Below are 12,520 nucleotides of genomic sequence, written 5' to 3'. Positions count from 1 at the left end.
ACGGCCTGGAGTGAACGACCGATGACGACGACGGCGAAGTTCGACCCCTGGTCGGCGGCTTTCGTGGCCCACCCGTACGACGCGTACGCCGAGCTGCGCGAGCACGCGCCGGTGACGTACTTCGAGCCGACGAACCAGTGGCTCGTCTCCCGCCACGAGGACGTCAGCGCCCTGCTGCGCGACCGTCGACTCGGCCGCACCTACACCCACCGCTTCAGCCACCAGGAGTTCGGCCGCCCCGAGCCCGACCCGGCGCACGAGCCCTTCCACACCCTCAACGACCACGGGCTGCTCGACCTGGAGGCGCCCGACCACACCCGGATCCGCCGCCTGGTCTCCAAGGCGTTCACCCCGCGCATGGTCGAGGGGCTGCGGCCGACCGTCCAGCGCCTCGCGGGCGAACTGGTCGACGGGCTGCTCGCCGCCGGCGGCGGCGACCTGATCGCCACCGTCGCCGAGCCGCTGCCGGTCGCCGTGATCGCCGAGATGCTCGGGGTCCCGGAGGGCGACCGGCACCTGCTGCGCCCCTGGTCCGCCGACATCACCGGGATGTTCGAACTCAACCCGAGCGAGGAGACCGCCCGCCGGGCCGTCACCGCGAGCATTGAGTTCTCCGACTACCTGCGCACCCTGATCCGCGAGCGCCGCACCGCCCCCGGCGCCGACCTGATCAGCGCCCTGATCCAGGCTCAGGAGGGCTCCGACGCGCTCAGCGAGCAGGAGATGGTCTCCACCTGCGTGCTGCTGCTCAACGCCGGCCACGAGGCGACCGTCAACACCACCGGCAACGGCTGGTGGGCGCTGTTCCGTAACCCCGGGGAACTCGCCCGGCTGCGCGGCTCGGTGGACGAACTGCTGCCCACCGCCGTCGAGGAACTGATGCGCTGGGACACCCCGCTGCAGATGTTCGAGCGCTGGGTGCTGGAGGACATCGAGGTCCGCGGCGTCACCATCCCGCGCGGCGCCGAGATCGCGCTCCTCTTCGGCTCCGCCAACCGCGACCCCGAGCGCTTCGCCGACCCCGACCGGCTCGACCTCGCCCGCGCCGACAACCCGCACATCACCTTCGGCGCCGGAATCCACTTCTGTCTCGGCGCCCCGCTTGCCAGACTGGAGCTCACCGAGTCCTACGGCACCCTGCTGCGCCGGGCCCCGGGCCTGCGGCTGGTCCGCGAGCCCGAGTGGAACCCGGGCTATGTGATCCGAGGACTCAAGGAGCTGCTGGTCGAAGTGTGACGAAGAGGGGGGAGCTGCCGTGGGCAAGGCGACGGGGGCACTGCTGGGGCTGGCGATCGGGGACGCGATCGGCCGGGTGACCGAGTTCAAGAGCGTCGAGGCGATCGCCGCCGACCATCCCGATTGGCGGCAACTCCCGCTGCCACAGCGGGCGCTGGTCACCGACGACACCCAGATGACCCTCGCCCTCGGTCGCGGCCTGCGCACCGCCCTGGAGCGCGGGCCGCTGACGCCGCTGCGGCTGGAGCGGCCGGTGCGCGAGGAGTTCGTCGACTGGTGGCGCTCCCCGGAGAACAACCGCGCCCCCGGCATGACCTGCCTGCGCGCCTGCGAACGGCTGAGCCACCCCGAGTACCGCTGGCAGCAGGCGAGCGACGTCGGCTCCAAGGGCTGCGGCGCCAACATGCGGGTCGCCCCGATCGGGCTGATCCGCGACCTGGACGCCCGACAGCTCTCCGGCGCCGCCCAGCTGCAGTCCGCGCTCACCCACGGCCACCCGACCGCGCTCGCCGCCAGTGACCTCACCGCCTACGCCGTCCGCAAGCTGGCCGAGGGCCTCCCGCCCGCCGGACTGCCCGCGGTGCTGCGGGCGTACGCGCTGGCGAGCCGCGAGCGGTACGACGAGTTCTGGCTCGGCGACCTCGCCGACCGCTGGTACGGCAGCTCCCCGCAGGCCGTCATCGCCCGCGGCTGGGACGACTGCCTCAAGGTGCTCGACCAGCTGGAGGCCGCGCTCGCCGCGCCCGACCTGGAGGCCGACCCCTGCCTGGCCACCGGTGAGGGCTGGGTCGCCGAGGAGGCCTTCGGCACCGGCCTGCTCTGCTTCCTGCTGCTGCCAGACGACCCGGTCGCCGCCGTGCGCCGGGCCGCCTACTCCAGCGGCGACTCCGACTCCCTCGCCTGCCTGACCGGCGCCTTCGCGGGCGCCCACCACGGCGAGGCGGTCTGGCCGGGGGAGTGGGTCGAGCGGATCGAGTACCGGGACGAGCTGCTGGCACTCGGGGCCCTCTGGGACTGAGCGGTCAAGGCCCGGTCTCGCGGCCGAAGATCCGCCGGAACAGCGCCGCCTCGTTCAGGCCGGCCAGCGGGTCGTCAACTCCCGCGTGTTCCCGCCAGATCCGTCGCATCAACTGCATCCGGTAGCTGTCGAGATACCCAGGCTCGCCGCACCACCGCGTCACCTCGCGGTGGGCGGCACGTCTACTCGGCGAGATGGCCCGGATCGGTCGCATGAACTGACCGTCCAACCACCACCACGTGCGGAAACGATCGAGTCGGGCCCGCAGGCGGCGCCGCTTCACCGGGGCGATCCGGGGGCGGCCGGGTACAGCTTGACCAGGTGGGGCGTCAGGCCGAGGAACGCCAGCGACCGCACCTCGCCGTAGGTCGCGAGCCGGTGGCCGATGCGCTGCGCGGAGTCCGGCCCGAACAGCTCCTCGAAGTAGTCCAGTTGCTCGACGGTGAGCGGCAGCGCCCGCAGCGAGGCGAGGAGCGCCGACAGCGCGTCCGGCAGCTTGGAGAACTGCGCGGGCTCCGTGACCCCCTTGACCTCCACCACTACCGGGAACGGGTACGGCGCAGCCTCCCCGGACGTCCTCACGAGCCTCATCGCGCACCACCTTCCGGGCCCACCAGGGCCCAAATGATCTTTCCAATGCCTTCCGGCCGGGGCTCGCATCCCCACTCCATGGACAGGGCCTCCACCAGACACAACCCACGCCCCGAGAGGTCATCCGGGCCGGCTGCGCGCCGGATCACCGGCTTCTCGCTGCTCGCGTCGTGCACTTCGATCCGGAGATGGCCGCACAGCAACTCGAAGCGGATGGCGATGCGTCGCCTCCGAGACACCCGGCCGTGCACAACCGCGTTGGTCACCAACTCCGTGAGTACGACCTCACCGTCACTCAGGAGGGCGGGACCGTAGGGAACCTGGGCGAGGAAGTCGCGCAGGTGGTTCCTGGCGGTCCGGACAGACCGCCGGTGTCGCGTGAGCATCGTTTCGAACGCGGAGATCTCGACGGTCGACATCTCGCCCCTCCTCTGACGGCAATTCCCTGCGCACAGAAGAGGATTCAAGTGAGGGGGCCGCAGCCGCTCCCCCGTGGTGGGTATACCCGCGATGGGTACACTTGGTGATCACCGCGCGACTCGGCGTCAGATCGACACATGGGACGTGGTCATGTCTGAAGCTCCAACGCCTGCAGCACTGCCACCGCACGTCCTTGAGCGCGCCGACGTGCGCGATGCCCTGAACCGTCGCGACCTGGGCGAAGTCTTCGCCCTTGCCCGGAAGTGGGGCGGCATCAGCTTCACCAAGATCGGCGAGGCCATCGACGTGAAGGCCGAACGAGTCGGCAGGTTGGCCCGTGATGAAGGCGCGATCACCACCATGGAGAAGATCATCCAGGTTGCCGACGGACTGCGGATTCCTGGTCATCTCCTCGGCTTGGCTGCCCGGCCCTGGGAACGCGGTGCTGTGGTAGGAGTGGTCGCACAACCGCCAGCCGCCGTTGCCCTGCCGCCCACAGGGAGCTTCGGCCTGTGGGAGGTGGCCGAGATGGTGCGACGTATCGAGCAGTCCGACATAAACCCGGCGTCGATGGAGTCGATCGAGGCCGCGATCTACCAGCTCTGCCGGGCGTATCCGTACGCGCCGGCGGCCGACCTCCACCAGAAGACCCGTGAGGGGATCAACTTCGTGACCCGGCAGTTGGAGCGCCGGATCTCGCTCAAGCAGCACCGTGACCTACTGGTCGATGCCGGATGGCTTTTCCTGCTCGGTGGATGCCTCGAATACGACCTGGGCCAGGTCGAGGCCGCGAACCTCAGCAGGGCCGCAGCCCTTCGCGTCGGAGCCGAGAGCGGCCACGGAGAGATCGTCGCGTGGGCATGGGAGCTTGAGGCGTGGTTCGCCCTCACGCAGGGGCGATTTGTCGACGTGATCACCGCCGTAGAGGCCGGCCACGCCGCAGACGCCAGCCACTCCATCGGGGCTCAGCTCTACGGGCAGGCCGCCAAGGCGTACGGGCGCATGGGCGACGGCCGAGGTGTGCGAGACGCCCTTGAGGCTGGGCGGGCGAGGCTGGAACGCCTTCCCAAGCCGGAGCACCCGGACCACCACTTCGTCATCGATCCCGACAAGTGGGACTTCTACGCGATGGACGCGTACCGGCTGCTCGGCGACGACGACCGCGCCTCGGTCCACGCCCGCGAGGTCATCCGAGTGGGCACAGCGCCAGACGGGTCCGAGCGCTCACCCATGCGCATGGCGGAGGCTAGGCTTACGCTCGGTGTCGCTGCGGCCCGCCGAGGTGAGCTTGAGGAGGCCGTTTCCGTCGCCGGGCGAGCCTTCGAGGCCGAGCGGAAGTCACTACCGTCCCTCCTCATGATCGCCGGAGAGCTGGATCAGGAGCTCCAGGCGAACTACCCGAAGGAGATACTGACCCGGCAGTTCCATGAGCAGCTGGTCACCATTGGGGCGGAGAGCAAGCCCGCTCTGCCGTTCTAAGGCCTCCGAGGTCGTTCAGGGGGCGGGGGCGGAACATCTGGGAGGCGACGGAGCATGGCCAGGCGTGACTACGAAGACGACCCGAATGCCCCTGAGCCCAACAGTCTGGTTCCGGCTGCTTCCGTGGTCGTGGTGGACAAGGTAGGCCGAGTTCTGTTGCAGCGGCGCACCGACAACGGCATGTGGGCACTGCCGGGCGGAAAGATGGAACTGGGTGAATCCCTCGCTGGATGCGGGATTCGCGAGACCCTCGAAGAGACGGGTATCGAGATCGAGATCACCGGGATCGTCGGCACCTATACGAACCCGGGCCACGTCCTCGCGTACGACGACGGGGAGGTCCGCCAGGAGTTCTCCATCTGTCTCCTCGGACGGGCTGTCGGCGGCACCCTTCGCACCTCGGACGAGTCCTTCGAAACCGCCTGGTTCAACCCGGACGAGGTGGACGCGCTGCCCATGGTCGCGAGCATCCGTAAGCGGCTCGATGACTGGCGAAGCGGTCGGATTCCTGTCGTCCGGTAGCCGAGGCGGAACCCGGAGGCGGGGTGCCGCGTCGAAGGGCCATGACGAACAGCAGCACCGGAACCCGTCGCCGCGCCATCCGCCGCCCGGCGGCGCTGCTCCTCGCCGCCGCGCTCGCCACGCCGCTGATCGCCGGCTGCGGCAGCACTGGGGCCGCCGGTACCTCGGAGCTGAAGGCCTCCGCGCCGGCCAGCCGGCCCGCGGTGGACCCGGCCCAGGCGGCCGCCACCGCGCAGGGCACCGACGCCTTCGGCCTGGACCTCCTGCACACCCTCACCGCGACGCCGGACAGCGCCGGGCGCAACCTGGTGGTCTCCCCGTCCGGGCTGTCCACCGTGCTCGGGATGCTGTTGCCCGGCGCCCGCGGCGCGACCGCCCAGGAACTCGCCAAGGCCCTGCACACCGGCCTCGACCCGAAGCAGTATGCCCTCGTCGCCGGCGCGCTGAACCGGCCCGTCCCGACCACCGACGGGCTCACCCTGCACCAGGCTGACGAGGTCTGGACGCAGCAGGGCTTCCCGGTGGAGCCCGACTACCTGGCCACCCTCGCCACCGCCTTCGACGCCGGAGTGCACACCACCGACTTCAAGAAGGACCCGGAGGGCAGCCGCAAGGCCGTCAACGCGGCCGTGGAGAAGGCCACCGAGGGGCGGATCAAGGACCTCTTCGCGCCGAACGCGATCAACGGAGGCACTCGGCTGGTCCTCACCGACGCGCTCTACCTCAAGGCGAAGTGGGCCTCCGCGTTCAAGCCCGCGCACACCGAGGACCGCCCGTTCCACAAGCTCGACGGTGCCACCCCGAACGTCTCAACGATGAGCCAGACCGGCGAGTTCAAGTACGCGGACGGCTCCGGCGGGATCGTCGGCGAACCGTGGCAGGCCGTCGAACTCCCATACGCGAACGGCAACTTGGCGATGGACCTGATCGTCCCCGCGCAGGGTGGCTTCGCGGCCTTCACCAAGGGGCTGGACCAACCGCAGCTGGACCGGATCCTCGGCGCCCTCAGCGCGCAGCCCGTCGACCTGCAGCTGCCGCGCTTCCACTTCGACACGTCCAACGAACTCACCCCCGCGCTGCGCTCACTCGGCGTCAACGCGGCCTTCGACCACGCCGACCTGTCCGGCATCGCCAAGGAGCCGCTCGCCGTCAGCACGGTGGTGCAGAAGGCCACCGTCGAGGTCGACGAGGACGGCACGGTCGCGGCGGCGGGCAGCGGCGTCGGGGTCGGAGCGGCGGCCGCGCCCGCCCCGCGCCAGCCCGCCCAGCTGCACATCGACCGGCCGTTCCTGTTCCTGATCCGGGACACCTCGAACGGACGGCCGCTGTTCCTCGGCCAGGTCACCGACCCGCAGGCCGAGTAAGGCCGTTCACCAGGCCGGGTAGCGCCCGCCGAGCGCCGGGTGGTGGGGGTCGCGGCTGCCGAACAGCACCAGCAGGTCGTCCGCGACGGTCAGCAGCTCGGCCCGCCCCTCGACCGCCCCGGCCCACTCGGCGGGCAGCGCCGAGGCGCCGTACGCGGCCCCGACCAGGTTGCCGCAGACCGCGCCGGTGGAGTCGCTGTCCCCGGAGTGGTTCACCGACAGCAGCAGCGCGGTGCGCACCGGGTCGGGGTCGAGGGTGGCCGCCAGCAGCGAGTACACCGCGATGGCCAGGCACTCCTCGGCGATCCAGCCCAGCCCGACCCGCTCCACCGTGTCCGCCGAGGGCTCGGCCTCCTGGGCGAGCCGCACCGCCCGGGCCAGCGCCTGGACGGTCTCCTTGGACTTCGGCAGCTCGCGGATCTGCTCCACCGTCTCGCCGACCGCCGCCCACGGCTCAGTCCCGGCCGCCAGCCGCTCGACCAGCGCCGCGAAGGTGCCCGCCGCGAGGTAGCCGGTCGGGTGTCCGTGGGTGAGCTGGGCGCACTGCACGGCCAGTCCGAAGGACTGCTCGACGCCCAGGCGGGCCAGCCCGAACGGCGCCGAGCGCATCACCGTGCCGCAGCCCTTGGACCCGGGGTTGATCGGCCCAGGGTGCCCGATCGCGGACGGCGCCTCGAACACCGGGTGCTCGGACGTCCCGCTCAGGCACGCGTTGCCCGGCGCCCGCCGCGCGTACAGGAAGGGCCGGCCCAGCAGCCAGCCGTCGTACGGCCGGGGCTGCGGCTCGGTGTCCGGCTCGCCCTGGTACTGGGTGCGCAGCCAGCGCCGGTAGGCGCCGTGCACGGCCTCCGGCACCGAGCCGCCGCCGCCCGTCCAACCGCGGACGAAGCCGCGGATCAGGCCCTCGGCGGTGAACAGCGTCATCTGGGTGTCGTCGGTGACCTCCACCGGACCGCCGCCCCCGGACGGCAGCGCGGTCACGCCCTGCGGCCCGAACCGGTCCTGGATCTGGTGGAGTTGCTGGAACTCCACCGGCCAGCCCAGCGCATCGCCGATCGCGCCGCCGAGCAGCGCTCCGCGCACCCGGTCCCGGTAACCCGACTCCGCCGCCGACTCCGTCAAGTCGAATCCCCCTTCGTTCGTGGCGGGGTCGTTTCTATCAGGCACGACGTCAGTTGTGGATCTCGCCCCGCCCGTGGAGCGCGGCGCGGTCGGCGGCGGCGCGTCCGGCCGCCCAACCCTCGCCGTCGCTGACCCGCACCCGCTGCGAGACCAGCTTCGGGAACAGCCGGCCCACCTCCTCGTCCACCTGCGCCGAGCGGGCGGCCAGCGCGGGCAGCAGCCGCTCGTCCGGCAGCAGCTGCTCCTCGGTGCCGTCCTCGCGCAGGTGGCGGCCGGCCGCGGCGGCGCTGGTGGTCCGCTCGGTGGCGGCGGTCAGCCGCTCGCGGATCCGCGCCGCGTACGCGACCAGGAAGGACTGCCGGAACGCCTTGCTGCGGGAGTCCTTGCCGGAGCCGGCCTTGTTGAGCGCGTGGGTGGCCTGCACCAGCAGCGAGGTGTAGAGCAGCTCGACGCCGTCCAGGTCGCCGTCGAAGCCGATCACGGTGCAGAAGCCGTACTCCTTCGCCCACACCACCCGGCACCGGTTCGCCGCCGCGACCGCGTCCAGCAGCATCGTCTTGGGGCCCTCGTACGGGTTGTCCACGCCGATCCGCAGCGCCGCCGGGGCGTCCCGGTCGGCACCGGCCGCGGCCAGCAGGGCCTCGTCGATGCTGTGCTGGGCCATCAGCTGCTGGGCCTTGGCAGTCAGCGCCTCGGCCTCCTCCGGGTACTCGGTGGACTCGGCCTTGGCCAGCAGTGCCCGGATCCGCGCCAGCATCCGCGGTTCCCCGGTCACCGGCCCGGTGGCGTGCTGCGCCCGTACGGACTGTCCGGGCACCGGGCCGACCGGGGCGATCGGGGGCAGCCGGCCCCAGCTGCGCAGCAGCTCCAGGACGGTGGTGGCGAGCGCGAAGCGGTCCAGCCGGTGCCGGTGGGCGAAGGCGTCGAGGTACTGCTCGTCGGCCGGCCACCAGACCTCGGTCTCCAGCTCGCGAAGCTGCTCCTGCCAGCGCCGGTCCAGGCCTGCGGCGGGGTGGCGGCGGCCCTCGGCGGCGATCAGGTCCACCGCGAGCGCCAGGTGGACGGGCTTCAGCTGGCGCCGCACCACCCGCACCAGGTCGGCCGGGCGCCAGCCCGCCGACCAGCAGCGGCCCACGGCGGTGTCCACGTACCCCAGCAGCGCCCGGCTGACCGCCGACCACTGCCCGGCCGAGGCGGCCAGCAGGGAGGCCCCGGTGTCCAGAGCGAGGTCCAGCCCCTCGTCCGGGGCGGTGAGCACCGACCGCACCGCCTGCTCCAGCAGCGGCCCGGCGTTCCCGCCCTGCTGCGTGCGCTTGCCCACGGTGTGTCCCTGCTCTCCTCGACGGCCCGGCCTCTCCGGCCCATGATGCCGGAGCGGACGAGCCGACCGACGAGGCGGCGGGATCCGGGGGCGTACCCGGAGCCTGTCCGGCCTCAGCGCTCGATCGCCCTGGCCAGGATCTCCGGGGTGCGCTCCAGCAGCCGGGCGGCCGCCAGCCGGATGCCCAGGGTGGCGATCAGGCCGCCGTAGAGCGGGCCGACCAGCAGCACCGGCCAGGTCGGCCCGTCCGAGGTCAGCGCCCAGAGCAGGTAGCCGCCGACCGGCAGGGCGAGCAGCGCGACGCCGAACATCGAGCCGAACTGGTTGAGCAGGATCAGCCCGCCCTGCCCGGGGGCCGCGTTGCGCATCGGGTTGCTGTCGGCCGGCATGGTGTACGGCGCGAGCACGCTGAACACCGAGCCGAGCGCGACGCCGCAGCCGAGCATCGCCAGCGCGAGGCCGAGTGCGGAGGGCAGCCCGGCCCAGTCGCCGGTGACGGCGGCCAGCACCAGCCCGAGCACCGCCGCGACCGGCACGGCGTACGACAGCACCGCGTACGCCCGGCCGCGCAGCTCGTCCCGGGCGTCGGCCGGGGTGCGCAGGGTGGCGGCGACCATCCAGAACGCCGAGCCGTCCATGCCGAACAGGTTGAGCATCTGCAGCCCGAGGAAGGTCCCGGTCATCGCCAGCAGGTAGACGCTGGACCAGCCCTGGACCACCGACAGCACACAGATCACCAGCGTCATCCCGATGCTGGTGAACAGCGCCGCCTTGGCCCGCGGCTCACGCCAGGCGTACCGCAGGTGGCGCTGCATCACCGCGCCGGTCCGGCCCCGGGGCAGGAAGCGCCAGCCGCGCGACGCCTGCACCCCGCGGGCCACCTCCAGGGTGGAGGAGTCGGCGGTGACCATCAGCTCCTGCAGGCTGCTTTGCCACCAGCGCAGCAGCAGGGCCAGCAGAGCCCCGGCCGCGGCCAGCTGCAGCAGCGCCAGCGCGTACCGGCCCTGGCCGGCGGTGTGGGTGGCGTCGGCCGCGCTGATCGGCGGGATCCAGCGCAGCACCGAGGCGATCGGCTTCAGCGGGCTGAGGTCGATCGGCCCGCCCCGGCGGCCGAAGATGCTCTGCGAGCCGACGTTGGCGGCCTGGACCAGCAGCGCGAAGGCCAGCCCGCCGAAGATCGCGAAGTCCTTGCCGCGCCGGCTGGACAGCATCCGGGCGTTGCCGGCCGCGACCGCCCGGGAGAGCGTGACCAGGCAGAGCACCGCGAGCGGCACCCCGACCACCGCAGCCGCGGCCGAGGCACCCCCCTCGGCGCCGGACAGCGCCGCGCCGGTCACCAGCACCAGGCTGATCAGCGGACCGGGCCCGATCAGCGCGGCCAGCAGCGAGCCGCGCAGCAGCGGTCCGGGCCGCAGCGGCAGCATGGTGAGCCGGGTCGGGTCGGAGCTCTCGTCGCTGGAGAACAGGAACAGCGGCAGCGCGGCCCAGCCCAGGGTGAGCACGCCGAGCAGCACCACGCCGGCGTTCGCGGAGCCGGCGTAGCGCCCGTTGAGCATCGCCAGCGCGAAGGCGATACCGCCCGCGAAGGCCAGCCCGACGACGCCGCCGATCAGGTACACGGCGGTACGGCCGGGGCTGCGGCGCAGCCCGTTGCGCAGCAGCCGCAGCTTGAGCGCCACCAGGGCGCGGACCACCGTCCGCCCGTCGGGCACGGAGGCCGCGGTCACTGCCCACCGCCGAGCCGCTCGCCGCCGAGCCGCTCGCTTCCGGCGTGTCCGCCGCCGAGCCAGCCGAGCGCCTGGCCGTCGTCCTCGCGGACGCCGATCAGGTCGAGGAAGGCCGCGTGCAGGCCGCGCTCGCCGCGGACGGCGTCCAGCGGGCCGTGGGCGATCACCCGGCCGGCGTTGACCACCGCGACCCAGTCGCAGAGCTGCTCGACCAGTTCCATCACATGGCTGGAGAAGACCACCGTGGAGCCCGCCGCCGCGTACCGCTTGAGCACGCCGCGGATCGTCTGGGCGGAGACCGGGTCGACGCCCTCGAAGGGCTCGTCGAGGAACAGCACGTCGGGGTTGTGCAACAGCGCGGCGGCCAGCCCGATCTTCTTGCGCATGCCGGTGGAGTAGTCGGCGACCAGCTTGTCGGCGTCCCGGCCGAGGTCCAGGACGGTCAGCAGCTCCTCGGCGCGGCGGTCCACCTCGGCGCCGGGCAGGCCGCGCAGCCGGCCGGTGTACTGGAGCAGTTCGCGCCCGCTGAGCCGCTCGAACATCCGCAGGCCCTCGGGCAGGATGCCGATCCGGGCCTTGACCGTGACCGGGTCGGCCCACACGTCGGCGCCGTGCACCAGCACGGTGCCCTGGTCGGGCCGGAGCAGGCCGGTGACCATGGACAGCGTGGTGGTCTTGCCCGCGCCGTTCGGCCCGACCAGGCCGATGAAGGCCCCGGCGGGCAGTTCGAGGCTGAGCCCGGCCACGGCGGCCTGGCTGCCGAAGTGCTTCCACAGTCCCTGGATACTGACGGCGGACGGGGTGCCCGGTCCGGGGTGCCCGGAGGGCGACGGTACTGACGCCTGCATGGCGGCCTTCTGTCTCTACTCGTGAGCGGGTGGCTGAACGGTTGTCCGGGCCCCAGCCTGTCACTGCCCGAACGGACTGTCGTCGGCTTTGAGCATCCCCTGAGCGTGTCCGCCGAACGGGTGAGGCGCGCCGCCCGGAAACCGCGCCGCCGCGGTGGGCGGGCCGATTTGGCAACTACTCAGCTCCACCGTTCGTCCTGCACTATGAGGAACAGTGAGCACGCGCGGGGGTGCCGCGTTGCCGGGAGGTGGCGGATGTCCGTTCAACCGTGGGGCGAGTCCCGTCCCGTGCATCCGCACGGCCATCGGCCCGCGGTGCCGGGCTGGCAGCCCGCGCCCTCCCCGCAGGCGGCGATGCGGGCGAGCCACGCGGACCGGGACCGGACGGTGGACGTGCTGAAGGCCGGCTTCGCCGAGGGCCGGCTCTCCGCCGAGGAGTACGAGCAGCGCCACGAGGCGGCCGCCCTGGCGCGCACCTACGGCGAGCTGGCCGCGCTGGTGGCAGACCTGCCGGCCGGGCCGATGGTGACGCCGCCGCTCCAGGCCGCGCAGCCGGTCCCGGCGACCTTCCTGCCGCCTCCCGTGCCGCAGGTCCGCCCCACCAACGTGCTGGCAGTGGTCTCCGTGGTCTGCGGCCTGACCGGCTTCATGGCGCTTCCGGCGGTGGGCGCGGTGGTCGCCGGCCACATCGCCCGGGCGCAGATCCGCGAGCGCAACATGAACGGGGACGGGGCGGCCGTCCTCGGGCTGGTCCTCGGCTACCTGGGCACGACCTTCTGGGCCCTGATGATCCTGCTGGGCACGGCCGCGTAGCTCGCCCGCTGTCCGCCGCTCGCCGTCCTCCGCTCGCGGAGCGCCGCCCGTTCCGACCG

13 protein-coding genes are annotated in these 12,520 nt (G+C 72.5%); 6 read left to right on the top strand and 7 right to left on the bottom strand.

What is annotated here, in order from left to right:
* The first annotated feature begins 21 nt into the window (after positions 1-21).
* Positions 22-1,236 carry a cytochrome P450 gene (locus ACIRYZ_RS09200; protein WP_402941615.1) on the top strand — a complete coding sequence of 405 codons (1,215 nt, stop codon included), beginning with the start codon at positions 22-24 and terminating at the stop codon, positions 1,234-1,236.
* Between the two features lie 19 nt (positions 1,237-1,255).
* Entirely contained in the window at positions 1,256-2,254 is a 999-nt protein-coding gene (locus tag ACIRYZ_RS09195) for an ADP-ribosylglycohydrolase family protein (RefSeq protein WP_402941612.1), read from the top strand.
* 4 nt (positions 2,255-2,258) lie between these two features.
* Here ACIRYZ_RS09195 and ACIRYZ_RS09190 read toward each other — a convergent pair whose 3' ends face one another.
* The 3 genes from ACIRYZ_RS09190 to ACIRYZ_RS09180 all read right to left on the bottom strand — a co-directional run bounded on the left by ACIRYZ_RS09190 (position 2,259) and on the right by ACIRYZ_RS09180 (position 3,264).
* Positions 2,259-2,468 (bottom strand): hypothetical protein, encoded by a 210-nt coding sequence (locus ACIRYZ_RS09190; protein ID WP_402941609.1) that lies wholly within the window; start codon positions 2,466-2,468, stop codon positions 2,259-2,261.
* 65 nt (positions 2,469-2,533) lie between these two features.
* Entirely contained in the window at positions 2,534-2,845 is a 312-nt protein-coding gene (locus ACIRYZ_RS09185) for a hypothetical protein (RefSeq protein WP_402941607.1), read from the bottom strand.
* Positions 2,842-3,264, bottom strand: a complete 423-nt coding sequence (locus ACIRYZ_RS09180) for an ATP-binding protein (protein ID WP_402941605.1) — start codon at positions 3,262-3,264, stop codon at positions 2,842-2,844. The genes ACIRYZ_RS09185 and ACIRYZ_RS09180 overlap by 4 nt, the downstream gene beginning before the upstream one ends.
* A 208-nt stretch (positions 3,265-3,472) precedes the next feature.
* Between ACIRYZ_RS09180 and ACIRYZ_RS09175 the strand changes: the two genes are divergently transcribed.
* Genes ACIRYZ_RS09175 through ACIRYZ_RS09165 form a run of 3 tightly spaced genes read left to right on the top strand, consistent with a single transcriptional unit; the run spans position 3,473 to position 6,630 of the window.
* Positions 3,473-4,744, top strand: a complete 1,272-nt coding sequence (locus tag ACIRYZ_RS09175) for a tetratricopeptide repeat protein (RefSeq protein WP_402941602.1) — start codon at positions 3,473-3,475, stop codon at positions 4,742-4,744.
* 54 nt (positions 4,745-4,798) lie between these two features.
* Complete coding sequence (locus ACIRYZ_RS09170; protein WP_402941599.1) at positions 4,799-5,266, top strand: NUDIX hydrolase; 468 nt, start codon at positions 4,799-4,801, stop codon at positions 5,264-5,266.
* A 41-nt stretch (positions 5,267-5,307) separates the two neighbouring features.
* Positions 5,308-6,630 carry a serpin family protein gene (locus tag ACIRYZ_RS09165; RefSeq protein WP_402941596.1) on the top strand — a complete coding sequence of 441 codons (1,323 nt, stop codon included), beginning with the start codon at positions 5,308-5,310 and terminating at the stop codon, positions 6,628-6,630.
* A gap of 6 nt (positions 6,631-6,636) precedes the next feature.
* Here ACIRYZ_RS09165 and ACIRYZ_RS09160 read toward each other — a convergent pair whose 3' ends face one another.
* The 4 genes from ACIRYZ_RS09160 to ACIRYZ_RS09145 all read right to left on the bottom strand — a co-directional run bounded on the left by ACIRYZ_RS09160 (position 6,637) and on the right by ACIRYZ_RS09145 (position 11,648).
* Positions 6,637-7,752, bottom strand: a complete 1,116-nt coding sequence (locus ACIRYZ_RS09160; RefSeq protein ID WP_402941594.1) for an ADP-ribosylglycohydrolase family protein — start codon at positions 7,750-7,752, stop codon at positions 6,637-6,639.
* Positions 7,753-7,801: 49 nt separating this feature from the next.
* Positions 7,802-9,073, bottom strand: a complete 1,272-nt coding sequence (locus ACIRYZ_RS09155; RefSeq protein WP_402941591.1) for a DUF2786 domain-containing protein — start codon at positions 9,071-9,073, stop codon at positions 7,802-7,804.
* Between the two features lie 113 nt (positions 9,074-9,186).
* Positions 9,187-10,800, bottom strand: a complete 1,614-nt coding sequence (locus tag ACIRYZ_RS09150; protein ID WP_402941588.1) for a transporter — start codon at positions 10,798-10,800, stop codon at positions 9,187-9,189.
* Positions 10,797-11,648, bottom strand: a complete 852-nt coding sequence (locus tag ACIRYZ_RS09145) for an ABC transporter ATP-binding protein (protein ID WP_402941586.1) — start codon at positions 11,646-11,648, stop codon at positions 10,797-10,799. Before ACIRYZ_RS09145 ends, ACIRYZ_RS09150 begins: the two co-directional genes overlap by 4 nt.
* Before the next feature lie 255 nt (positions 11,649-11,903).
* Here ACIRYZ_RS09145 and ACIRYZ_RS09140 point away from each other — a divergent pair, with 255 nt between their 5' ends.
* A complete protein-coding gene (locus ACIRYZ_RS09140; RefSeq protein ID WP_402941583.1) occupies positions 11,904-12,461 on the top strand; it encodes a DUF1707 and DUF4190 domain-containing protein in 558 nt (185 codons plus the stop codon).
* The last annotated feature ends 59 nt before the right edge of the window (positions 12,462-12,520 follow it).

This window comes from Kitasatospora sp. NPDC101155, assembly GCF_044768305.1.
Taxonomy (GTDB): domain Bacteria; phylum Actinomycetota; class Actinomycetes; order Streptomycetales; family Streptomycetaceae; genus Kitasatospora.
Note: the sequence above shows the minus strand (reverse complement) of the source record. Positions and strands in the feature narration are given on the sequence as shown.